General features: G+C 63.3%; 25 protein-coding genes and 1 pseudogene. 14 read left to right on the top strand and 12 right to left on the bottom strand.

Annotated features, from left to right (window positions below):
- The first annotated feature begins 86 nt into the window (after window positions 1-86).
- On the top strand, window positions 87-671 hold the full coding sequence (locus CF161_RS07650; protein WP_020295991.1) for a TetR/AcrR family transcriptional regulator: 585 nt from the start codon (window positions 87-89) through the stop codon (window positions 669-671).
- Between the two features lie 105 nt (window positions 672-776).
- Complete coding sequence (locus CF161_RS07645) at window positions 777-1,991, top strand: aldose 1-epimerase family protein (RefSeq protein WP_020295990.1); 1,215 nt, start codon at window positions 777-779, stop codon at window positions 1,989-1,991.
- On the opposite strand, the gene CF161_RS07640 is transcribed toward CF161_RS07645, so the two are convergent.
- Together CF161_RS07640 and CF161_RS07635 are read right to left on the bottom strand one after the other, a co-directional pair.
- Complete coding sequence (locus CF161_RS07640; protein ID WP_020295989.1) at window positions 1,992-3,491, bottom strand: YifB family Mg chelatase-like AAA ATPase; 1,500 nt, start codon at window positions 3,489-3,491, stop codon at window positions 1,992-1,994.
- Between the two features lie 165 nt (window positions 3,492-3,656).
- Complete coding sequence (locus tag CF161_RS07635) at window positions 3,657-3,917, bottom strand: accessory factor UbiK family protein (RefSeq protein WP_020295988.1); 261 nt, start codon at window positions 3,915-3,917, stop codon at window positions 3,657-3,659.
- Between the two features lie 417 nt (window positions 3,918-4,334).
- Between CF161_RS07635 and glnK the strand changes: the two genes are divergently transcribed.
- The 4 genes from glnK to sutA all read left to right on the top strand — a co-directional run bounded on the left by glnK (window position 4,335) and on the right by sutA (window position 7,107).
- Window positions 4,335-4,673 (top strand): P-II family nitrogen regulator, encoded by a 339-nt coding sequence (gene glnK / locus CF161_RS07630; protein ID WP_002555808.1) that lies wholly within the window; start codon window positions 4,335-4,337, stop codon window positions 4,671-4,673.
- Between the two features lie 34 nt (window positions 4,674-4,707).
- A complete protein-coding gene (locus CF161_RS07625; RefSeq protein WP_020295987.1) occupies window positions 4,708-6,045 on the top strand; it encodes an ammonium transporter in 1,338 nt (445 codons plus the stop codon).
- A 210-nt stretch (window positions 6,046-6,255) separates the two neighbouring features.
- Window positions 6,256-6,681, top strand: coding sequence for a secondary thiamine-phosphate synthase enzyme YjbQ (locus tag CF161_RS07620; RefSeq protein ID WP_020295986.1), 426 nt, complete (start codon window positions 6,256-6,258; stop codon window positions 6,679-6,681).
- Window positions 6,682-6,783: 102 nt separating this feature from the next.
- Window positions 6,784-7,107 carry a transcriptional regulator SutA gene (sutA, locus tag CF161_RS07615; protein ID WP_020295985.1) on the top strand — a complete coding sequence of 108 codons (324 nt, stop codon included), beginning with the start codon at window positions 6,784-6,786 and terminating at the stop codon, window positions 7,105-7,107.
- A 123-nt stretch (window positions 7,108-7,230) separates the two neighbouring features.
- On the opposite strand, the gene CF161_RS07610 is transcribed toward sutA, so the two are convergent.
- The 6 genes from CF161_RS07610 to CF161_RS32115 are packed head-to-tail and all read right to left on the bottom strand — an operon-like array spanning window position 7,231 to window position 11,813.
- Window positions 7,231-7,926, bottom strand: a complete 696-nt coding sequence (locus CF161_RS07610) for an HAD family hydrolase (RefSeq protein WP_020295984.1) — start codon at window positions 7,924-7,926, stop codon at window positions 7,231-7,233.
- The gene (gene xerC, locus CF161_RS07605) at window positions 7,923-8,822 is read right to left on the bottom strand and encodes a tyrosine recombinase XerC (RefSeq protein WP_020295983.1); all 900 of its coding nucleotides are present in this window, start codon (window positions 8,820-8,822) and stop codon (window positions 7,923-7,925) included. The genes CF161_RS07610 and xerC overlap by 4 nt, the downstream gene beginning before the upstream one ends.
- A 2-nt stretch (window positions 8,823-8,824) precedes the next feature.
- The gene (locus tag CF161_RS07600; RefSeq protein WP_020295982.1) at window positions 8,825-9,550 is read right to left on the bottom strand and encodes a DUF484 family protein; all 726 of its coding nucleotides are present in this window, start codon (window positions 9,548-9,550) and stop codon (window positions 8,825-8,827) included.
- Between the two features lie 13 nt (window positions 9,551-9,563).
- Window positions 9,564-10,394, bottom strand: coding sequence for a diaminopimelate epimerase (gene dapF / locus CF161_RS07595; protein ID WP_020295981.1), 831 nt, complete (start codon window positions 10,392-10,394; stop codon window positions 9,564-9,566).
- A 3-nt stretch (window positions 10,395-10,397) separates the two neighbouring features.
- Window positions 10,398-11,645: a diaminopimelate decarboxylase gene (lysA, locus tag CF161_RS07590; protein ID WP_020295980.1), complete on the bottom strand. Its 1,248-nt coding sequence runs from the start codon at window positions 11,643-11,645 to the stop codon at window positions 10,398-10,400.
- A 9-nt stretch (window positions 11,646-11,654) separates the two neighbouring features.
- On the bottom strand, window positions 11,655-11,813 hold the full coding sequence (locus tag CF161_RS32115; RefSeq protein WP_020295979.1) for a lipoprotein: 159 nt from the start codon (window positions 11,811-11,813) through the stop codon (window positions 11,655-11,657).
- A gap of 239 nt (window positions 11,814-12,052) precedes the next feature.
- Between CF161_RS32115 and cyaY the strand changes: the two genes are divergently transcribed.
- The 3 genes from cyaY to rnk all read left to right on the top strand — a co-directional run bounded on the left by cyaY (window position 12,053) and on the right by rnk (window position 13,175).
- Window positions 12,053-12,385 carry an iron donor protein CyaY gene (gene cyaY, locus CF161_RS07580; protein ID WP_020295978.1) on the top strand — a complete coding sequence of 111 codons (333 nt, stop codon included), beginning with the start codon at window positions 12,053-12,055 and terminating at the stop codon, window positions 12,383-12,385.
- Between the two features lie 4 nt (window positions 12,386-12,389).
- Window positions 12,390-12,620, top strand: coding sequence for a DUF1289 domain-containing protein (locus tag CF161_RS07575; RefSeq protein ID WP_020295977.1), 231 nt, complete (start codon window positions 12,390-12,392; stop codon window positions 12,618-12,620).
- A 141-nt stretch (window positions 12,621-12,761) separates the two neighbouring features.
- The gene (rnk, locus tag CF161_RS07570) at window positions 12,762-13,175 is read left to right on the top strand and encodes a nucleoside diphosphate kinase regulator (RefSeq protein ID WP_020295976.1); all 414 of its coding nucleotides are present in this window, start codon (window positions 12,762-12,764) and stop codon (window positions 13,173-13,175) included.
- Window positions 13,176-13,181: 6 nt separating this feature from the next.
- Here the strand turns inward: rnk and CF161_RS07565 are convergent, their stop codons facing one another.
- From CF161_RS07565 to CF161_RS07555, 3 genes are all read right to left on the bottom strand, one after another.
- Window positions 13,182-16,028 (bottom strand): class I adenylate cyclase, encoded by a 2,847-nt coding sequence (locus tag CF161_RS07565; protein WP_020295975.1) that lies wholly within the window; start codon window positions 16,026-16,028, stop codon window positions 13,182-13,184.
- Between the two features lie 174 nt (window positions 16,029-16,202).
- On the bottom strand, window positions 16,203-16,448 hold the full coding sequence (locus tag CF161_RS07560; RefSeq protein WP_020295974.1) for a TIGR02647 family protein: 246 nt from the start codon (window positions 16,446-16,448) through the stop codon (window positions 16,203-16,205).
- 256 nt (window positions 16,449-16,704) lie between these two features.
- A complete protein-coding gene (locus CF161_RS07555) occupies window positions 16,705-16,989 on the bottom strand; it encodes a hypothetical protein (RefSeq protein ID WP_020295973.1) in 285 nt (94 codons plus the stop codon).
- Between the two features lie 126 nt (window positions 16,990-17,115).
- Between CF161_RS07555 and CF161_RS07550 the strand changes: the two genes are divergently transcribed.
- Window positions 17,116-17,775: a glutathione S-transferase family protein gene (locus CF161_RS07550; protein WP_020295972.1), complete on the top strand. Its 660-nt coding sequence runs from the start codon at window positions 17,116-17,118 to the stop codon at window positions 17,773-17,775.
- A gap of 70 nt (window positions 17,776-17,845) precedes the next feature.
- On the opposite strand, the gene argH is transcribed toward CF161_RS07550, so the two are convergent.
- On the bottom strand, window positions 17,846-19,240 hold the full coding sequence (argH, locus tag CF161_RS07545; RefSeq protein WP_020295971.1) for an argininosuccinate lyase: 1,395 nt from the start codon (window positions 19,238-19,240) through the stop codon (window positions 17,846-17,848).
- A gap of 478 nt (window positions 19,241-19,718) precedes the next feature.
- On the opposite strand from argH, the pseudogene CF161_RS33085 reads away from it, so the two are divergent.
- From CF161_RS33085 to CF161_RS07530, 4 genes and pseudogenes are all read left to right on the top strand, one after another.
- Window positions 19,719-19,871: pseudogene (locus CF161_RS33085) on the top strand (sensor histidine kinase); the annotation flags it as partial.
- A complete protein-coding gene (locus tag CF161_RS07540) occupies window positions 19,868-20,614 on the top strand; it encodes a LytTR family DNA-binding domain-containing protein (protein ID WP_020295970.1) in 747 nt (248 codons plus the stop codon). The pseudogene CF161_RS33085 and the gene CF161_RS07540, both read left to right, overlap by 4 nt.
- Window positions 20,615-20,740: 126 nt before the next feature.
- A complete protein-coding gene (gene hemC, locus CF161_RS07535; protein ID WP_020295969.1) occupies window positions 20,741-21,682 on the top strand; it encodes a hydroxymethylbilane synthase in 942 nt (313 codons plus the stop codon).
- The gene (locus tag CF161_RS07530; RefSeq protein WP_020295968.1) at window positions 21,679-22,446 is read left to right on the top strand and encodes a uroporphyrinogen-III synthase; all 768 of its coding nucleotides are present in this window, start codon (window positions 21,679-21,681) and stop codon (window positions 22,444-22,446) included. The genes hemC and CF161_RS07530 overlap by 4 nt, the downstream gene beginning before the upstream one ends.
- Window position 22,447 lies beyond the last annotated feature (1 nt).

The raw sequence follows: 22,447 nt of genomic DNA, 5'->3' as shown, positions 1-22,447 counted from the left end.
TAATATTGAGCGACTGCTCAATTATCTTTGAGCGAACGCTCAAAAGGCAAGCGCCGTCCATCCAGCGGCGTCCGGAGGCAAGCCCCATGTCGCGTATCGACCGTAAAGACCAGATCATCGCCGCCGCCCTGGAGCTGTTTCGCAGCAAGGGTTTCGCTGATGTGTCCACCCGGGATCTGGCAGAGCACGCCGGTTTGTCCCGCAGCCACGTCTACCACTACTTCAGCGACTGGAATGAACTGCGCCGTGAGGCCTTCGTGCGCTTTGCCGACGAGCAGCTTGAAACGGCGCGCCAATCCCTGGCAGGCGCCGCGCCGCTGGACGCGCTGCAAGGCTTCCTGCGCGACTGCCTGCCCGACTCGGCGGACGCTGGTTGGGCGCTCTGGCTGGACGCCTGGGACGAGGCCATGCACGACGCGCCCATGGCCGAGGCGTACCTGAAGATCAACGGCCAATGGCAGGCGATGCTGGCGCACATCATCGAGCAGGGAGTGGCCGATCAAGTGTTTCGCTGCCAGAACGCCGAACGCGCGGCGCGCCAACTGTTCGCCCAGACCATGGGCTATGCCGATGACCTGTTGTTGCAGCCCTCGCACGCGGCGGCGGCAGCGGCTTTGGACGAAGTCATGGAGGTGGCGCGTCTGCTGCTGGAGATTCGAGTAGCCAGCTAATACTGGGGCTTGCCTGATCTTGTCTGCCTGATGCGGTTTTTTATGCTTGCTGAAACGTTTCTTCAGCGCTATAAAAATTGCACAACTCCAAGAAAGGCAACCTCCATGACTCCGCTTAAACTGTTTGTCACCCTCGGCGCGCTGACAGCCGCCTCCCACGCCATGGCCTGGGACTATGTCCTGCTCGACACCGACAAGGCCGCACAAAACCTGCACATCACCAGCCAACAGCTGGGGCTCAAGATCGACAAACCCTTCTCTGTGACCCTGCGCACCCTGCACGGCGGGCGCCAGGAAGGGGTGAGCATTGTCGACATCGATAACGGTGCGATGAAACTCTCGGTGGTCCCCACCCGTGGCATGAACGTCCTCCAGGCTTCCGTAGGCTCGGTGCGCCTGGGGTGGGATTCACCGGTCAAGGAAGTGGTCAACCCGGCCTTTATCGAGCTCAACGGTCGCGGTGGCCTGGGTTGGCTGGAAGGCTTCAACGAGCTGGTCACCCGCTGCGGCTACGAATGGGTCGGCCACCCGGGGATGGACAACGGCGAGCTGCTGACCCTGCACGGCCGGGCGGCAAATATTCCGGCGAACAAAGTCACCCTGCACATCGACGAAAAGCCGCCCTATGCCATCAGCCTGCGCGGCGAGCTCAAGGAGCAGGCGTTCAAGAAGGTCGACTTCACGGTGGTCACCGAACTGCTGACCGAGCCCGGCAGCGTGAGTTTTGCCCTCAACGACACCCTGACCAACAACGGCGATTACCCGAAGGAATACCAGGCGCTGTACCACAGCAACTTCAGCACGCCGTTCCTTGAAGAGGGCGCGCGCTTTGCCGCACCGGTGAAGCAGGTCTCGCCGTTCAATGACAAGGCCAAGGCAGACCTGGGGCAGTGGCAGACTTATCGCGGCCCGACCCGCGACTACGACGAAACCGTCTACAACGTGGTGCCTTATGCCGATGCCAAGGGCGAGACTTTGGCCGTGCTGCACAACAAGGCCGGCAACCTTGGCGTCTCCCTGGGCTTCAACACGCAACAGTTGCCGGTGTTCTCGCTGTGGAAGAATACCGACACCCAGGGCCAGGGTTACGTCACCGGCCTGGAGCCTGGCACCAGCTTCTCCTACAACCGTCGCTACCAGCGGCCGCTGAACCTGGTGCCGACCATCGGTGCCAAGGAGCAGCGGCAGTTCCAGATTCGCTACAGCCTGCTGGCGGACAAATCGGCTGTGGATAAGTCCCTGGCCCGGGTCAGCCAGATTCAGGACGGACGCCAGACTGAAGTGCGGCCAACGCCCCTGGTCGACCTGTCCAAGGAGTGATCACACGCTGCTGGCGCTGGGGCGGTATTGCAGCGCTTCCGCCAGGTGCTCGCGGCTGATCTGTTCGCGTTGCTCGAGGTCGGCCAGGGTCCGGGCGACCTTGAGCAGGCGGTGCGCGGCGCGCAGCGACAGGGTCAAGCGTTCGCAGGCGTTCTCCAGCCAATGCTCGTCGGCTGTGGATAACGTGCAGTGCGCGCGCAGCCCCGGCAAATCGAGAAAGGCGTTGGCGCAACCCTGGCGTTGCTGCTGGCATGCCCGGGCCTGGGCCACGAGGGCGGCGGCGTGGGCCGTGTCTGACCCGGGCTGCGGGGTGGGGTTCAAGGCGGTGGTTTCCCGGGCGACGGTCAGGTGCAGGTCAATTCGGTCGAGCAGCGGGCCCGAGAGCTTGTTGCGATAACGCTGGATCTGCTCCGGGGTACAGCGACAGCGGCCGCTGGGTTCGCCCAGGTAGCCGCAGGGGCAGGGGTTCATCGCCGCCACCAGCTGAAAGCGCGCCGGAAAATGCACCCGATCCCGGGCGCGAGCGATCACGATCTCGCCCGATTCCAGCGGTTCTCGCAGCACCTCCAACACTTTGCGGTCGAATTCCGGCAGTTCATCGAGAAACAGCACGCCGTGATGGGCCAGGGTGATTTCTCCGGGTTGCGGTTTCGAGCCGCCACCCACCAGGGCCGGGCCGGAGGCGGAGTGGTGCGGTTGGCGAAACGGTCGTTGTGGCCAGTGGCACAAGGGGATGTGGCTGGCGACCGACTGAATCGCCGCCACTTCCAGGGCCTCCTGTTCCTGCAGCGGTGGCAGCAGGCCGGGCAGGCGGCTGGCAAGCAGGGTCTTGCCGGTGCCTGGCGGGCCGCTGAACAGCAGGTTATGGGCGCCTGCCGCCGCCACCAGCAGCGCCCGTTTGGCCGCCAGCTGGCCCTGGACTTCATTCAGGTCGGGGTAGGGGCGGTCCGCTTGCAGCAAACCATTGGACACAAAGGGCTCGATCGGCGCATGGCCATTGAAATGCGCCACCGCCTCAAGCAAATGGTCGACCGCGATCACTTTCAGGCCCGATGCCAGGCAGGCTTCTTCGGCATTCGCCCGCGGCACCACCAGCGTGCGTCCGGCACTGCGCGCGGCCAGGGCTGCCGGAAGCACGCCGCGCACCGCACGCACGGCGCCGGATAACGCCAGCTCACCCAGGCATTCGACTTCATCCAGCGCCAGGCTGGGCACCTGCACGCTGGCGGCGAGAATGCCCAGGGCGATGGCCAAGTCGAAGCGTCCGCCGTCCTTGGGCAGGTCGGCCGGTGCCAGGTTGAGGGTGATGCGCCGTGCCGGAAAGTTGAAACCCGAGTTGATGATCGCGCTGCGCACCCGGTCTTTGCTTTCCTTGACCGCGGCTTCCGGCAGCCCCACCAGGGTCAGCGCGGGCAGGCCGTTGGCCAGGTGCACTTCGACGCTGACCGCCGGTGCCTGCACGCCGACCTGAGCGCGGCTGTGGATGATCGCCAGAGACATGGGCCCTTCCTTGGTGAAGCCCATGCCGCGTCCTGCGGCGGGCGTTACAAGGATAGTTGGCGTGGCACCGACGGCAGCCGGGCAATGGGCACAGGATGTGTCATTCCGGTGGCTAGTCGCCCCTGACCTGCACCTGGTCGGGTTCCTGGGTTCCCACGCAGCCGGTCATTCGCTCGGCGGGTTGAGCCGGGCTTCGAGTTCGCTGACTTTGGCTTCAAGGCTTTCGAGGCGGGCGCGGGTGCGGGCCAGCACCACCATCTGGCTGTCGAATTCTTCGCGACTGACCAGGTCCAGTTTGCTGAAGCCGCTTTGCAGCAGAGCCTTGAACTGGCTTTCGATTTCATTGCGAGGCAGCGGGGTGTCGCCGCTGAACAGGCGGGAAGCGTGGCCGCTCAGGGCGTCGAGAAGGTCTTTGGGCGCGAGCATGGGAAGGTCCTGAAAACTGATGGCGCGCAGTGTATCACGCAGCATTCGCGGGCACGGACGAGGGCAGGCACGCACGTTTTTCGCGCATGGCGCCGCGCGGCGACGCACCGTTTTTGTGCGTATCTGCGGCGGTGATGGCGAGCTGATACTGGCGATCGCCGGCAAGGGGTTGAAATCAGGGGTTTTTCAGGAGCTGGCAAGGTTTCTGCTTAGGAGCTGATGACCCATGCACTGATGCAGTCGCTGTGACGAATGCAGTGCGGCAGACGCAGCGGGAAGTGTTTCGTCAGGAGCAGTTAGCTGGTGTCGGTCTGGCAGCGCAAGGCCGACGATGCGTTACAAAGCCAGGCACTGCGCTTAGACTTGAGTCGGGTTTGTTTTCCTGGGGCAAGTCCACCAATTCGGGAGAGAGTTTTCATGAAGCTAGTCACTGCCATCATCAAGCCGTTCAAGTTGGACGACGTGCGCGAGTCGCTGTCCGAGATCGGCGTGCAGGGCATTACCGTTACTGAGGTCAAAGGCTTCGGTCGGCAGAAGGGCCACACCGAGCTGTATCGCGGCGCGGAATACGTGGTCGATTTCCTGCCCAAGGTGAAGATTGATGTCGCCATTGACGACAAGGATCTTGACCGGGTTATCGAGGCGATAACCAAGGCGGCCAACACCGGCAAGATCGGTGACGGCAAGATCTTCGTGGTCAATCTGGAACAGGCTATTCGCATCCGTACCGGCGAAACCGATACCGACGCAATCTAAGCCGCCAAACCCCAACGCCCCAGGAGAAAACAATATGACTCTGCGTAAATTCGCAGGGCTAGGAGCCCTGTTGTCCCTCGTAATGCCCAGCCTGGCCATGGCGGCAGACGAAGTGGCGGCTCCAGTCCTCAACTCCGGCGACACCGCCTGGATGCTCACCTCGACGGCCCTGGTGCTGTTCATGACCATTCCCGGCCTCGCGCTGTTCTACGGCGGCATGGTGCGTTCGAAAAACATTCTGTCGGTGCTGATGCAGTGCTTCGCCATTACCGGCCTGATCAGCATCCTGTGGGTCATCTACGGCTACAGCATTGCCTTCGATACCACGGGCATGGAACAAGGCGTCGTCAACTTCAACTCGTTCTTCGGCGGCATGGGCAAGGCGTTCCTCGCCGGTGTCACCCCGTCCAGCATCACCGGGCCTGCGGCGCTGTTCCCTGAAGCGGTGTTCATCACCTTCCAGATGACCTTCGCGATCATCACCCCGGCGCTGATCGTCGGTGCTTTCGCCGAGCGCATGAAGTTCTCCGCGATGCTGATCTTCATGGGCATCTGGTTCACCCTGGTTTATGCACCGATTGCACACATGGTCTGGTCCGGTAATGGCGGCCTGATGTGGGACTGGGGCGTACTCGACTTCGCTGGCGGCACCGTGGTGCACATCAACGCCGGTGTGGCCGGCCTGATCGCCTGCCTGGTGCTGGGCAAGCGCAAAGGCTTCCCGACCACGCCGATGGCGCCGCACAACCTGGGTTACACCCTGATGGGCGCGGCCATGCTGTGGGTCGGCTGGTTCGGCTTCAACGCCGGCTCCGCTGCCGCCGCCAACGGCACCGCCGGCATGGCGATGCTCGTGACTCAGATCGCAACCGCTGCCGCCGCCCTGGGCTGGATGTTCGCCGAGTGGCTGACCCACGGTAAGCCAAGCGCCCTGGGTATCGCTTCGGGTGTGGTTGCAGGCCTGGTGGCCATCACTCCAGCCGCTGGCACCGTGGGCCCGATGGGCGCCCTGGTGATCGGCCTGGCCGCTGGCGTGGTGTGCTTCTTCTGCGCCACCAGCCTGAAACGCAAACTGGGCTACGACGACTCCCTGGACGCCTTCGGCGTGCACGGTATCGGCGGTATCCTCGGCGCGATCCTCACCGGTGTCTTCGCTGCTCCGTCGCTGGGTGGCTTCGGCACCGTGACCGACATCGCCGCACAGGTCTGGATCCAGTGCAAAGGCGTGGGCTTCACGGTGATCTACACCGCGATCGTCACCTTCATCATTCTCAAGGTGCTGGATGCCGTCATGGGCCTGCGCGTGACCGAGGAAGAAGAAGCGGTCGGCCTCGACCTGGCGCAACACAACGAGCGCGGCTACAACTTGTAGGTTCGCGAAAAAAAATGCCCGGCTTGCCGGGCATTTTTTTGCCCGGCGTTTGTCACTAACGCGAGGCTGAAAGGTTTTTTCCCCGGCGAGTCCAGGGGTTTGCCGGCGCTATTTTTCCCTGGCCAATTGCTTACAGCGCAGGGCGAGTATTAGGCGCTTTGTTTTTTCCCAGAGCGCGCTAGAATGCGCGCCGAATGTGCGGAGAACTGTATGTGGCAACAGACTCTGATTACCCTGCGGGCAAGGCCCCGAGGCTTTCACCTGGTAACGGACGAATTGCTCGCCGGCTTGCCTGAGTTGAAGGCCTGTCGGGTCGGTCTGTTGCATCTGTGGCTGCAGCATACCTCGGCCTCGTTGACCATCAACGAGAACGCCGATCCGGCGGTTCGACGTGACTTCGAGCGTTTTTTCAACGGGCTGGTGCCGCAAGGTATGGCCGGGTATGAACATAACGACGAAGGCGCGGACGACCTCCCGGCGCACTTCAAGGCCAGCCTGCTGGGCTGCCAACTGAGCTTGCCGGTATCGGCAGGGCGCTTGGCGCTAGGCAGCTGGCAAGGTGTTTATCTGGGCGAGCATCGAGATCATGGCGGTGCCCGTAAAGTCCTTGCCACCTTGCACGGTGATAAGGCATAAGCCGCTGGATACCAGCGGATGTTGATTTTTTTCCAGCGACCTTCGACAGTCGGCTCAGCTGGGCTATAACTAATCTGCTTTTCGCAAGTCATGAGGTAGAACATGAGCGACGATGATCTGGAAAACGACGACCTCGAAGTAGGCGACGAAGACGAAACCGAAGAAGGTCTTGAAGCGGCCGCCGATGACGTGGTCGAAGACGATGGTGGCGATGCTCCCGCGCCGACCGCCAAAGGCAAGGCCAAGGCTGCCGTATCGGTAGACGAGCTGCCGAGCGTCGAGGCCAAGAACAAAGAGCGTGATGCACTGGCGCGTGCCATGGAAGAGTTCCTGGCCCGTGGCGGTAAAGTGCAGGAAGTCGAGGCCAATGTGGTCGCTGACCCGCCCAAGAAGCCTGACAACAAGTACGGCAGCCGCCCTATCTAAGGCGCCTGCCCCGAAAAAAGCCCGCCGTCGCTGCGGGTTTTTTTTGGTGCTCAAAAAGTTGGGAGAAGCAGAGGCAGGCAGCGGCAAGCCGCAAGCTTGGAGCTTACCGCTTGCAGCTCAGATCTATTTCCAGCGGCCGAGGAGGGCGGGGAGTTCGGTCAGGCTGCGGATCTCGGCGTCGGGTGCGCGCTCGGCCTCCCAGGTTTTGCCGCCGGGATTGAACCAGATGGCCCGCAAGCCGGCCTGTTGGGCGCCGGCGATGTCGTCGCCGGGGTGGTCGCCGATGTGCACGGCGCTGTCCGCTGTCGCACCGCCACGCTGCAGGGCCTCGTGGAACAGGCGCGCATCGGGCTTGGCGATGCCGATGTCTTCGGCGCACAAGGCGAAGGTGAAGTAGTCCGCCAGGCCCAGGCGGCGCACGTCGGCATTGCCGTTGGTGACCACGCCCAGGGCGAAATGGTTGGCCAGGGCTTCCAGGGTCGGCACGACTTCGGGAAAGATCTGCAGCTGGTGCCGGGCGTGCAGGAACACCTCAAAACTCTGATCGGCCAGTTGATTGGCCTGGGCCTGGTCGTACCCGGCTTCTTCCAGGGCATGAAACAGCACGCGCCGGCGCAGGGCGCTGATGCGGTGCTTGAGGCTCGGATCCTGGCCCAGCACCCGTTCGCGAATGGCCCACAGATGCTCCACCGGCACACCGCCCAGGTTGGGCGCGTGTTCGGTCAGCCACTGGCGCAGGGTGGCTTCGGCGCTGACGATCACTGGCGCGGTATCCCACAGGGTGTCGTCGAGGTCGAAGGTGATCAGCTTGATGGTCATTGCTCACCGCCTTTGGTGCGTTTGGCCCGAGGATGGGCGCTGTCGTAGACCGACGCCAGGTGCTGGAAGTCCAGGTGGGTGTAGATCTGCGTGGTCTTGATGTCCGAGTGGCCCAGCAGCTCCTGCACCGCGCGCAGGTCCTGGGAAGACTCCAGCATATGGCTGGCGAACGAGTGCCGCAGCATGTGCGGGTGCAGGTTCTGCCCCAGTTCGCGCTCGCCCGCGGCCTTGACCCGGAGCTGGATCGCCCGCGGGCCAAGGCGCCGGCCCTTCTGGCTGACGAACACCGCATCGTCCGCCGGATTGCTCAGGGCCCGCAGGGGCAACCACAACTGCAGCGCCTCGCGGGCCTTTTTGCCCACCGGCAGGACCCGGGTCTTGCTGCCCTTGCCGTGCACCTGGACCAGGCCATCCGCCAGGTCCAACTGCTCCAGGTTGAGCCCGGTCAGCTCCGACAGGCGCAGGCCCGAGGAATAGAACAGCTCCAGGATCGCCTGGTCGCGGTGTGCCAGGAAGTCGTCCTCCACGGCGCCGTCCAGCAGTTGCAGGGCACGGTCGGTGTCCAGGGTCTTGGGCAGGCGACGTTCACCCTTGGGCGGCGCCAGGCCGTTGGCCGGGTCGTGGTTGCACAGGCCTTCACGGTTCAGATAGTGGTAGAGGCCGCGCACCGCCGACAGCAGGCGCGCCAGGCTGCGGGATGATTGTCCCTGCTGATGCAGGCGCGCGACCATGCTGCGCAGGGCCTGGATATCGAGTGTCGCCCAACTGGCGACCTGCTGCTTGGCGCACAGGGCCAGCACTTTGTTCAGGTCACGGCGGTAGGCTTCCAGGGTATGGGGCGACACCTGGCGCTCACTGCGCAGGTGCTCGCAGTAGGCGTCCAGCTGCCGTTCCATGCTCAGCGTACCGAGCGCAGCGAGTGGGTGAAGCGTGGCAGGAGTCGGCCCAGGACTTCGGCGATATAACTCAGAAACAGTGTGCCCACCGAGCTCTTGTAGTGCTGCGGGTCACGGCTGGCGATGGCCAGTACGCCGTGCACGCCCTGATGGGCAATGGCGACCACGGCGGTGGAGCCGATCTGCTTGCGCTGTTCTTCGCCGAACAGGAAGTCCAGCTCATGCTCGCGCAGGCTGCCGCTGACGCTCTTGCCCTCGGTGAGCAGGCCGCCAATGGCGGTCTGGGCCTCGCCGGCACTGACCCAGCGCCCCACCGGCATGGCGTTGTCGCCAAACAGGATCAGGCTGACAAAGGGCACCTGGAAGTCCTGGCGCAGGCTGTCTTCGACACTCATCACCAGGTCTTCGAGGCTGGTGGCATCCATCAGCGCCAGAATCAGGCGGCGGGTCTTTTCGAACAGTCGGTCGTTGTCGCGCGCCACGTCCATCAACTGCGAGAGGCGGTGGCGCATCTCGATGTTGCGTTCGCGCAGGATCTTCATCTGCCGCTCCACCAGCGAGATGGTGTCGCCACGCTGGTGGGGAATACGCAGGGCCGGGAGCAGTTCTTCGTGTTCGACGAAGAAATCCGGATGAGCCTCAAGGTAGGCGGCAATGGCCGCTGCCTCCAGGCTTTCGGAAGGGGATTCGTCGGGCTTTTCGGCTGGAACCTGAGGCTGGTCGGTCATGGGGTTCGCTCACTCATAGACGCACTTGTCCTTCGTATACGCGTACTGCCGGGCCGGTCATCATCACCGGTTGGCCTGGGCCTGCCCATTCGATGGACAGGCGCCCGCCTGGCAGGTCGATCAATAGCGGCGAATCCATCCACCCCTGGCTGATCGCGGCCACTGCGGCTGCGCAAGCTCCGGTGCCGCAAGCCTGGGTTTCCCCGGCCCCACGTTCCCAGACCCGCAGCTGCGCGCGCTGGCGGTCGATGACCTGGAGAAAACCGACATTGACCCGGGCCGGAAAGCGCGGGTGATGTTCGATTTTCGGGCCCAGCTCGTGCACCGGCGCGTTGTTGATATTGTCGACTCGCAGCACCGCGTGGGGGTTGCCCATGGACACGGCGGCCAGCTCGATCTGTTGGCCATCGACGTCGAGCGGGTAGCTCAAGGTCTGGGCCGGCGCGTCAAAGGGGATCTCGGCCGGAACCAGGCGCGGGGCGCCCATGTTGACGCTGATCTGCCCGTCGTTGCGGATATCCAGCTCGATGATGCCGCTCTTGGTCTCGACCCGGATCTGGCGCTTGGTGGTCAGGCGCTTGTCCAGGACAAAGCGCGCGAAGCAGCGGGCACCGTTGCCGCACTGCTCCACTTCGGAGCCGTCGGAGTTGAAGATCCGGTAACGGAAGTCCACATCCGGGTTGCTCGGTGCTTCGACAATCAGCAACTGGTCAAAACCGACACCGGTGTGGCGGTCGCCCCATTGCTTGGCGTGTTTGGGCAGAATGTGCGCGTGCTGGCTGACCAGGTCGAGAACCATGAAGTCATTGCCCAGGCCGTGCATCTTGGTAAAACGCAGCAGCATGGCTTACTCCGGCAGCAGGCTTTCGCCAGCAAACAACTCGGCTACCGTCTCGCGGCGACGCACTTCAACAGCCTGCTCACCATCGACCAACACTTCGGCGGCGCGGCCGCGGGTGTTGTAGTTGGAGCTCATGACGAAACCGTAGGCCCCGGCGGAATGCACGGCCAGCAGGTCGCCTTCCTCCAGCGCCAACTGGCGTTCCTTGGCCAGGAAGTCCCCGGTCTCGCAGATCGGGCCGACGATGTCGTAGGTCCGCGGCTCGGCATCCCGAGGGCGCACGGCCGTGACGTCCATCCAGGCCTGGTACAGCGCCGGGCGGATCAGGTCGTTCATGGCGGCATCGACGATGGCGAAGTCTTTGTGTTCGGTGTGCTTGAGGTATTCGACCTGGGTCAGCAGGACCCCGGCGTTGGCGACAATGAAGCGTCCGGGTTCGAACACCAGGGCCAGGTCGCGGCCGTCGAGGCGCTCGCGCACGGCCTTGACGTAGTCGGCAGCCAGCGGTGGTTCTTCATCGCGATAACGCACGCCCAGGCCGCCACCGAGATCGATGTGGCGCAGGTAGATCCCGCAGTCGCCGAGGCGATCCACCAGGTCCAGCAGGCGGTCGAGGGCGTCGATGAAGGGCGCCAGGGTAGTCAGTTGCGAACCGATATGGCAGTCGACACCCACCACTTCCAGGTTCGGCAGTTGTGCGGCGCGGACATACACGTCTTCGGCGTCGGCGATGGCGATGCCGAACTTGTTTTCCTTGAGACCGGTGGAGATGTACGGGTGGGTGCCGGCATCCACATCCGGGTTGACCCGCAACGATACCGGGGCCCGCACACCCAGCTCGGCGGCCACGACCTGCAGGCGCTCCAGCTCGTCGGTGGACTCGACGTTGAAGCAGTGCACCCCGACTTCCAGGGCGCGGCGCATGTCTTCGCGGCTTTTGCCGACACCGGAGAAGACGATTTTGTCGGCGCTGCCGCCGGCGGCCAGAACCCGCTCCAGCTCGCCACGGGACACAATGTCGAAACCGGCGCCCAGGCGCGCCAGGACGTTCAGAACACCAAGGTTGGAGTTGGCTTTTACCGCAAAGCACACCAGGTGCGGCGTGCCGGCGAGGGCATCGGCGTACGCGAGGTATTGTGCTTCGATATGCGCTCGGGAATAGACATAGGTTGGCGTGCCAAAGCGTTGGGCAATGGCGGACAACGCTACACCTTCCGCGAACAGCTCACCGTCGCGGTAGTTAAAAGCGTCCATGTTTTGCCCTTAGTAGGAGTCGTGCTTGTGCGACTGCGATTGCGACTTCGCTTGTTCTTCAGGGGACTTGCTGTCATCGGGGAGATACAGCGGACCTTTTTGACCACAGGCAGTAACGAGGCAGGCAACCGCGACGAGCGCAGCAAGGGAAGAGATCAGGCGCTTCATGGCGAAATCCTTGAGAATGCGTTAATTGCGCCCGAGTATACCGGCCACCTTGCAGCTTGCCTATGCGGCGCGGCTCCCGTCTGGCGGGCCTTTGCCCGCGGCGCCCGGGTGTCGGCGGGCGGGCGCGGTAATAATTTGCATGGCCTTTGTGCCCTTGATCGGTATCCTTTGCATTCGCCTGGATGCCTCCGTATCTTGCGGCGCTTGAGCGTGAGTAGACACTTTTTGAGGTTGCCACAATGAGTTTGACTGAAGCCCGTTTCCACGATCTGGTCGATACGACCCAGCAGATGCTGGAGGATATTTTCGACGAGAGTGACCTGGACATCGACCTGGAGAGCTCGGCCGGTGTTCTCACCGTCAAGTTCGAAAACGGCAGCCAGGTGATCTTCAGTCGCCAGGAGCCTTTGCGGCAGCTGTGGCTGGCGGCGCGCTCCGGTGGTTTCCACTTCGACTACGACGAAGAAAGCGAGCGCTGGATGTGCGACAAGAGCGAAGAGCAGCTGGGCGAAATGCTCGAGCGGATCGTCGAAGAACAGGCAGATATCAAGCTTGAGTTCGAAGGGCTCTGAGACCGTGACCCAAACTGCGCCGGTGCGTGCCCCCAAGCCGCTGTACAGCAATATCAGTCCGGCGGTGGCCTCGCCGTGCATCAGCCTGTGCCGCCTGGACGAAGAGAAAGTCTGCCGCGGCTGCTTTCGCCATGTCGAAGACATCCGCGAATGGCGCTCGGCCGATGACCAGCGGCGGCGCGACATCTGCGCCCAGGCGCTGACACGCCGAAATACGGCAGCCGACCTCGGCTAGGGTCTGTGGCCGGCGGCTTGTTTATTTACTGTGCTGTGGTAGTGTCCGGTTACGCCTCGCCACATCGAGGTCTGTGAGAACCCCGTCTTATTTGGCGGGGTTTTGCTTTTTTTGTGCAGAAAAAAGGAGTCTGCCTGGATCATGAGCACCGCACCTACCATCATCCTCACCCGCCTTGACGTGCAACGTCTGGAGCGCCTGATCGACAGCCTGGACGACTCGCTGCCTGGCGTTATCGCGCTGCAAACCGAGCTGGATCGCGCCGAAACACTGGTTGGTCACGATGAAGTCCCAGCGGGTGTCGTGACGATGAACTCGCGCGTGCATTGCCGTGAAGAAGGCAGTGGCAAGGATTACCACCTGACCCTGGTGTACCCGCAGGACGCCAATGCCGACGAGGGCAAGATTTCAATCCTGGCCCCGGTCGGCAGTGCGCTGCTGGGTTTACAGGTGGGTCAGCACATCGACTGGCCGGCGCCGGGCGGCAAGACCCTGAAGCTGGCACTGCTGGAAGTCGAATACCAGCCTGAAGCGGCCGGCGACTTCCATCTCTGAAGCCCCCTAGACCTGCTCGAGCGCGTCGTTCAGTGCGCGCTCCAGGTCAGACTTGTAGCGCAGGTACAGATTGCTCGGGCTTTGTGCATCGCCCAGCAGGCCCGACAGATCCAGGTCGGTGATGTAGCAGCGATAACGCTGCGTCTCGTGCCGCTGCTCGACGATTTCCCGGGCGACCACGCTGAACAGCTGGTCGCCATGCTCCAGTTCGGAGAACTCCCGCTGATTGCAATACAGGGTGACCTGCACCTGGCCCGGTGCAGCCTTGCCGATGATTGCCTGCACGTCATAAAACGGCTTGTCCACCGGGGTCAGCGGCGCCGGGCGTGGTTCCACGCGTCGCGCCCGGCCGCTGCCCGATGGCAGGATCTGGTAGTACAAGGCTTCCAGTGGCGCGACCGGCTGGCTGGCATCCATCGGCAACAGCGCGTCCCGGCGATACAGAATCGACTGCAGGAAGCGTTGCACCGGCACCAGCAGGCTTTGCTCGTCGTGGTAAGGCAGGCGCTGCTGCCAGAGGGCATTGAATTCATCGAGCACATAGAGTTCGGCTTCGCTGTCGATGATCCGGTAGAACACCTGGATGCACTCGGGCTGGCCCATGGGCAGGACCAGCGCCAGGTCCTGCTCCTCCAGGGCCATCGGGTCCAGGTGCAGCGGGCTGTAGCTCAGTTGTTCTTCGCCGAGGTAGGCCAGCAGCGCCGGCAGGCTTGCCAGGGCCACATGATTGACCTGCCCCGGCACCAGCTCCAGCACGTGGTAATGCTGCTGCACCTGGATCAGGTAGCGATGGTTGAGCTGACTGAGCAACAGGTTCTGCGCCATGTCGAAGATTTCCTCGACGCGCTGGGCGATGAACTGGGCGCGGTTGTGGCAGAAACAACGCACCCGCAGCCGTGGCTGGGTGCCGCGCGGCAGGTTGTTGAGGTAGTCACGCAGGCAGTCGAGCAGGGCATGGGCGCCGTCGTAGCGGCTGACCATCACCTCGTTCCAGCTATTGAGCGTGACCTGGTCGAGGGTCAGCACCAGGTTCTCCCGGACCCCGGCATAACTCAGGGAGTCGGTACGCTCGGTGGTCATCAGGATATTCAAGTCGCGGTGATGCTTGAGCGGGTCGACGCCGATATTCACCAGCACCAGCACCTCGCTGGGCACACTGGCATGCAGCAGCTGCTCTTCGCTGACCGTGGTCAGGGGCAGGGCGATGGTCTGTTGCAGGCTGCCCAGCAGGTTGAACAGCTCGAATTCGCTGAGGTCGCTGGTGCCGGGGTGCAGGGCCAGGCGCGTGGTGCTGTCGATCACGCCGTTGCGATGGCACCAGGTCAGCAGTTCCAGCAGCTCGCGGCTGCGCTTGATCGGCGCGAAGTTTTCCCATTCCAGGGCGCTCAGGCTGCCGTTGTACAAACCCCAATGGGATTGCCCGGATTCCCTGCGGTTCGGCGACTGGACCAGGGTCAGGGTGTCTTCGGCCAGGTCCGGGGCGATCCCCGGGTTGATGAATTCGATCTTCCCGGCCTTGCGTTCGAAGGCCGCGTACAGCCTGCGCCCGAGCACATTCAGGTCGCGTTTGTTGATCAGGCTGACGGTCTGCTCGGTGCGGGCGAACTGGGTCAGGAAGCGGTAGCTGTAGTTCAGCTCGTTGACCAGCGCCCGGCGCTCGGCGCTGACCTGGCGCACCTTCCACTGGCTGCGGCTGTCGAGCATGGCCAACTGGCGCTGGTCCCAGCCCCATTCATTGGCCAGGCGTTCGAGCAGCAAGCGTTGCCAACTCGGGTTGCGCGCGCCGCTGCCGCTGCTGAGCTTGCGATTGACCTTGAGGTACAGGCTGCGTCGCACCAGCTCCAGGCGTTCGGGTTCGGCGCGGGCCTTGAGGTATTCCTCGATGCGCCGGTAGACCACGATGTAGGGGTCCAGCTCGTCGAGGTCCAGGCGGTTGGCGAACACCGCCTGCTTGAAGCGCAGGCTCAGGCACTCGACCTTGGGGTGCTCGCTGGCATAGACCTCGGTCAGCAGCAGCTTGAGGACCGACTTGTACGGTGACTCGATGCCCTTGAACAACTGCCACAGCCCGGCGCCAATGAACTCCCCAGGGGGGATGCGTGCCAGGTGGCCGAGGTCGAGGTTTTCCTCGGCCGGCACAAAGCGCTTGGACAGCAAGGTCTGGGTGTACTGGGCGTAGCGGGCTTCCTCATACACCGGCACTAGCCACCACAACGGGGTGCGCCCGGCCAGCCAGATCGCGGTGCGATAGAACTCGTCGAGCAGCAGGTAGTGTTGGGTGGTGCCGCAGTCGTCGGAACTCAGCTGGGTATCGCGCTCGCCGCGCACGAAGCGGCTTGGATCGATCAGGAAGAAGTGCGCCTCGGCGCCCTGGCTGTCGGCCCAGGCTTCCAGCAGTTGGCATTTCTTGCGTAGTTCGGCGAGCTCGCTGTCGCTCAGATCCGGGGCGTGGCAGACCCAGACGTCCATGTCGCTCTGGTCGGCCTGGGCCAGGGTGCCCAGGCTGCCCATCAGGAACAGGCCATGGATCGGTCGCGGTGGATTGCCGTGGCGCGCCTTGTAGGAAAATGAGCGGGTCAGGCGCTGGGCTTCGGCCAGGGCCTGGGCGTCGGGTTCGTAATTGGACAGCCCGGCCGGGGTGCTGCCGGAAACATAACCTGGCAGCAGCGGGTGATTGACGTGGAAGAACAGCGGCAGCAGGTTGAGCACGCCCTGCTGGCGTGGCGACAACCCCTCCATGGCCCGGGCCATGCGGCCTTCATTGAGCTTGAGAAAACGCGCGCGCAATTGGCTGAGAACCTTGCGGTCGATTCCCTCGTCCAGATCGGGGCGGATTTCATGGGTGCGGGTCATTGCTAACGGCTCGCGCAGCTCGAACGTGGGAGGTATCGGTCGCTCGGCAGTTTACAGCCAGACGGGGCAGGCCTTAAGTCGAATTTTGATTCTTGACGTCAGATTTCCACCGCCTGGATGGGGTGCGCCCGCGGAATCCGACAGACGGGGATCCCGGGGGCCGGACGCGAGCGTTTAAGCGGTTTCGTTGACCGCCAGAATGGTCAGCAGGCCTTGGGCGTGCTCGGCAGCATCCCGACCCAGGCTGGTCAGGTAGCCGCCATCGGGCTGGGTAATCAGGTCTTTGTCGAATAGGCGTTGTGCGGCAGCGATAGCTTTCGGGGCAGCGGTCTGATGAATTTTCAGGCCTTCCTGGGAACTGTCCAGGTTGAAGAGTGCAAGGATTTCCAGTTCGGCAACCAGCTCAGGGGTATACGACATAAGGACTCCAGACTTTCTAGGAATTAGACGACAGCGTTCCTAAGGTGAACGCAGTTGTGCGGCCTGTCCAGTATTCGCGGTGGGCTTTTTCAGTACGGGGCAGCGGTGTATGGCCGCAGGCGGGTTGTCGGTGCAGTGGCGGCGGCGTCGGCCGCGCCGGGCAAATGCCGGCACGCCATCGGCGCCAGGGGGCGGGCAGGGGGGAGCGCCGGTTGCTTGAGTGCAGGCAGGTCCGGCTTTCTGGGGGCGGTCCGGTTTACTTCTTCTCTGGCGGCAGCTCGGGCAGGGCGCGCAGTGCTGTTTCATACCATTGGGTATCGAACGCCCGGTCTTCTTCGAGGATGGCGTCGATCTCCACGGCCAGCACGTGGGCCATCAGGCTGAGGATTTCCTCGCGTTCGTAGCCGACCAGGGTCAGCTTGTTGAACGTGGCCTTGGCCGCTGGCGGGTTGTCGCTTTCGATCTGGTTTTCGATCGCTTCGATCAAGGTGTTTTCGGTGAATTCTTCTTCGTCGTGGTCGATGTCGGTCGGCTCGCTCATGGCAGGCTCCTCAAGGAAAGGTCGCCAGTTTACCTGCATTCAGAGCGCTGATGCTGCTGGCGAGAGTGGGCCCCAGGATCTATAAAGAGGCGCTGCCAACCCCCTGCACGGCCCGGAGGCTACGTGATGCTCAAGCTCTATGGATTCAGTGTCAGCAACTACTACAACATGGTGAAACTGGCGTTGCTGGAGAAGGGGCTGCCCTTCGAGGAAGTGCCGTTCTACGCCGGCCAAAGCCCGGAGGCGCTGGCCATCAGCCCACGAGGCAAGGTGCCGGTGCTGCGCGTGGAGCAGGGTTTTATCAACGAAACCAGCGTGATCCTCGAATACATCGAGCAGACCCAGGCTGGCCCGAAACTGCTGCCCACCGAGCCTTACCTGCGAGCGCAGGTGCTGGCCCTGGCCAAGGAGATCGAGCTGTACATCGAGTTACCGGCCCGCGCCTGCTACCCCGAGGCGTTCTTCGGCATGCCGTTGCCGGCCGCGATCAAGGAAAAATCCCATGCCGACCTGCTGCAGGGGTTCGCCGCCCTGGGCCGACACGCCAAGTTCGCGCCCTATGTGGCGGGCGACACTCTGAGCGTGGCGGATCTGTATTTCATGTACAGCGTGAGCCTGGCCTGCGCGGTGGGCCACAAGCTGTTCGGCGTGGATTATCTGGCGCAGATGCCTGCAGCCAAGGCGCTGCTCGAACAACTCGAGCAACGGCCCCATGCCCGGCGCGTGGCGGTGGACAAGGATGCGGCGATGCCGCAGTTCCTGGCGATGGTCGCCAGCAAGAAATAGGTCACAAGGGGGGGCACCAGCCGGCCCGCTCCAGCGCCAATGGGCTGGAGCGAGCTGGCCGGCGAGCGGTTTAGCGGCTGGCCAGCAGTGCCTGGCCGCGAACCACGGCCGCCTTGACCTGGGCCGGCGCGGTGCCGCCGATGTGGTCACGGGCATTCACCGAGCCTTCCAGGGTCAGCACGGCGAACACGTCCTGCTCGATCTGGTCGCTGAATTTACGCAGCTCTTCCAGGCTCATTTCCGCCAGGTCCTTGCCGCTTTCCACCCCGTACTTCACGGCGTGGCCGACGATTTCGTGGCAATCACGGAATGGCAGGCCGCGACGCACCAGGTAGTCGGCGAGGTCGGTGGCGGTGGAGAAGCCGCGCAGCGCTGCTTCGCGCATGATGGCGTGCTTGGGCTTGATGGCCGGGATCATGTCGGCGAAGGCCCGCAGCGAATCGCGCAGGGTGTCGGCGGCGTCGAACAGCGGTTCCTTGTCTTCCTGGTTGTCCTTGTTGTAGGCCAGGGGCTGGCCTTTCATCAGGGTCAGCAGGCCCATCAGGGCGCCGAATACCCGGCCGCTCTTGCCGCGAACCAGCTCCGGCACGTCGGGGTTTTTCTTTTGCGGCATGATCGAACTGCCGGTGCAGAAGCGGTCCGGGAGGTCGATGAACTGGAACTGCGCGCTGGTCCACAGCACCAACTCTTCGGAGAAACGCGACAGGTGCATCATCGCGATGCTCGCGGCAGCGCAGAACTCGATGGCGAAGTCGCGATCGGAAACGTTGTCCAGGGAGTTGCCGCCGACGGCGTCGAAACCCAGCAGCTGTGCGGTGTACTCACGATCGATGGGGTAGGTGGTGCCAGCCAGCGCGGCGCTGCCCAGGGGCATGCGATTGGTGCGTTTGCGGCAGTCGACCAGGCGTTCGTAGTCACGGCTGAGCATTTCGAACCAGGCCAGCATGTGGTGCCCGAAGGTCACCGGCTGCGCGGTTTGCAGGTGAGTGAAGCCGGGCATGATGCTGCCGGCCTCGCGCTCGGCCTGTTCCAGCAGGCCTTTTTGCAAGCGGGTGATCTCAGCCAGGATCAGGTCGATTTCGTCGCGCAGCCACAGGCGGATATCGGTGGCGACCTGGTCGTTACGGCTACGCCCGGTGTGCAGCTTCTTGCCGGTGATGCCGATGCGGTCGGTCAGGCGCGCCTCGATGTTCATGTGCACGTCTTCCAGGTCGATGCGCCAGTCGAAACTGCCCGCCTCGATTTCGCCCTGGATGGTGTTCAAGCCTTCGATGATGGTGTCGCGCTCGGCATCGGTCAGCACCCCGACCTTGGCCAGCATCGTGGCGTGGGCGATCGAGCCCATGATGTCGTGGCGATACAGGCGCTGGTCGAAAGTGACAGAGGCGGTGAAGCGGGCGACGAAGGCGTCGACGGGTTCACTGAAGCGGCCGCCCCAGGACTGATTGGTCTTGTCAGTGCTCATGAAATCGCTCGTGATCTGCTGAATGGAAATGGCGTGAAAAGTTGTCGCGGATAATAACAGGGTTGCCCGGACTGTCGTTGGCGCCGGTCGGCAGGATTTTTATTTGTCCCGGGGCCAGGTTGACGGCTTGTCGCCGGCCTCGGGCGCGCAGAGACTAGGGTCGTGCCCTGTGTCGCGCAAGGTGCGGCAAGCGCCAATGGCTGGACGTGGTAGCGATTATGTTGAAACGATATTTTTCGATTGAGCAATATCGTCTTGGCAACCGTCTACAGTTGGACAGTAGTAGCAGCGCACTGGCGTAGACCCTTGTGGTCTCGCGCCGGGCCTGGCAATCGAATGTGGCGCTCGCTCCCGGCCATGGAGCCCCCAGTACAGCGAGGGTGCACGGGCATAACCTGGGGCGGCGGTAGAAGAGGGGGCAGGTATGTCGGGTATCAGCAGACCCTGCGACGGCGTCGTGCTTCCAAGGTTGTGGAGCGGTATCGGGCAGGCCCGGACAAATATTGGTAACCGGCTTGCGGCACTTTTTGGCCTTCGCACTAGTCTTAGCGTGGATCGCCGTGACGGACGTCACTTCACCTGTCTACGCTATCCTTGTGCGAGACTCACGCAGGAATCCAGCGCTATATGAATGTCCTGATCGTTGATGACGAACCCCAAGCCCGCGAGCGTCTGAGCCGTATGGTCAGTGAACTCGAGGGATACAGTGTCCTGGAGCCCAGCGCCACCAATGGCGATGAGGCATTGACCCTGATCGACAGCCTGAAGCCGGATATCGTCTTGCTTGATATCCGCATGCCCGGCCTGGACGGTTTGCAGGTCGCCGCCCGGTTATGCGAACGGGAAACGCCACCTGCCGTGGTGTTTTGCGCGGCCCAGGATGAATTCGCGCTCGAAGCATTCGACGCCAGCGCCGTGGGCCATCTGGTCAAGCCGGTGCGCTCCGAATCCTTGCTCGAAGCCCTCAAGCACGCCGAACGACCCAATCGCGTGCAGCTGGCAGCCTTGACCCGCCCTGCCGCCGAAAGCGGCAATGGGCCGCGCAGTCATATCAGTGCACGTACCCGCAAGGGCATTGAGCTGATTCCCCTGGCCCAGGTGATCTATTTTATCGCCGATCACAAGTACGTGACCTTGCGCCACGAGGGCGGCGAAGTGCTGCTGGACGAGCCGCTCAAGGCGCTTGAAGACGAATTCGGTGATCGCTTTGTGCGCATCCACCGCAATGCCCTGGTGGCCCGCGAGCGCATCGAGCGTTTGCAGCGAACACCCCTGGGGCATTTCCAGTTGTTTCTCAAAGGCCTCAATGGCGACGCCCTGATCGTCAGCCGGCGGCATGTCGCGGGCGTGCGCAAAATGATGCAACAGCTTTAGGGCGGGCGTGGCACGTCGTCGAGCCGCGGCCCGGGGCCGGGCAGGCGGCGCTGTTTCTGATACAAGTCAAAGCGGATTTGGCTGAGCTGTTATTATCTGCCGTATCTATTCAGTACGGATTGATCCATGTCCTCTCGCGAGATCCGCATCGCTACCCGCAAAAGTGCCCTGGCCTTGTGGCAGGCCGAATACGTCAAAGCCCGTCTCGAAGAGGCCCACCCGGGTCTCGTGGTGACGCTGGTGCCCATGGTCAGTCGCGGCGACAAGCTGCTTGATTCGCCACTGTCGAAAATCGGTGGCAAGGGCCTGTTCGTCAAGGAACTGGAAACCGCGCTGCTGGAGAACCAGGCCGACATCGCCGTGCACTCGATGAAAGACGTGCCCATGGACTTCCCCGAAGGCCTGGGCCTGTTCTGCATCTGCGAACGCGAAGACCCGCGCGACGCCTTTGTTTCCAACACCTACGCCAGCCTTGAGCAATTGCCCGAGGGCAGCGTCGTCGGCACCTCCAGCCTGCGTCGTCAGGCGCAGTTGCTGACCCGCCGCCCTGACCTACAGATCCGCTTTCTGCGTGGCAACGTCAACACCCGGTTGGCCAAGCTGGATGCCGGCGAGTACGACGCGATCATCCTGGCTGCCGCCGGCCTGATCCGCCTGGGTTTTGAAGATCGCATCAGCTCCTCGATCAGTGTCGATGACAGCCTGCCGGCCGGTGGCCAGGGCGCGGTTGGCATCGAATGCCGCACCGCCGACAGCGAGATCCACCAGCTGCTCGCACCGCTGCACCACGCCGATACAGCGACCCGCGTGACCGCCGAGCGTGCCCTCAACAAACACTTGAATGGCGGCTGCCAGGTGCCGATTGCATGCTACGCCGTGCTTGAAGGCGAACAGATCTGGCTGCGTGGCCTGGTCGGCGAACCCAGTGGTGGCCTGCTGCTTAGCGCGCAAGCCCGTGGCCCGCGTGCTGCGGCGTCCGAGCTGGGGGTGCAGGTAGCGGAAGAGCTGCTGGCCCAGGGCGCCGACGACATCCTGCGTGCAGTCTATGGCGAGGCTGGCGAAGAGTGACCGGCTGGCGTCTGCTGCTGACCCGGCCGACGGAAGAGTCGGCGGCGTTGGCCGCGACTCTGGCAGATGCGGGGTGTTTCAGCAGCAGCCTGCCACTGTTGGAGATAGAGCCCCTGGCGCTGGGCGAGGCGCAGCGCGCGACGCTGCTGCAACTGCAGCGCTACTGCGCCGTGATCGTGGTCAGCAAGCCGGCCGCACGCCTGGCAATTGAATTGCTCCAGCAGTTCTGGCCACATCCGCCTCGCCAGCGCTGGTTCAGCGTGGGAGCGGCCACCGCACAAATTCTCGCTGACCACGGCCTTGAGGTGTTCTACCCGGAACAGGGCGATGACAGCGAAGCCTTGCTTGAGCTTCCCCAGTTGCGCGAGGCTATTGCCCGCCCCGAGCCGCAGGTCCTGATCGTGCGTGGCGAAGGCGGGCGCGAGCTGCTGGCTGAGCGCTTGGGCAATCAAGGTGCTAGTGTCGATTACTTGGAACTGTATCGTCGTTGCCTGCCCGCTTATGCCGACGGCAGCCTGGTACAACGTATTCGAGCGGAACGCTTGAACGGGCTGGTGGTCAGCAGTGGACAGGGTTTTACGCACCTGCATCAAATGGCGGGCGCGGCCTGGGACGAATTGGCGCAGTTGCCGTTGTTTGTTCCAAGCCCACGGGTCGCCGAGATGGCGCGTGCTGCCGGGGCCCAAACAGTTGTGGATTGTCGTGGCGCCAGTGCCGCGGCCTTGCTAACGGCGTTACGGGAGCAACCCGTGCCCGTTCTCTAAT

Origin of the sequence: Pseudomonas sp. CF161 (genome assembly GCF_000416215.1) — a bacterium.
Taxonomy (GTDB): Bacteria; Pseudomonadota; Gammaproteobacteria; order Pseudomonadales; family Pseudomonadaceae; genus Aquipseudomonas.
The sequence above is the reverse complement of the archived record's forward strand: the minus strand, read 5'-3'. Positions and strand labels throughout refer to the sequence as shown.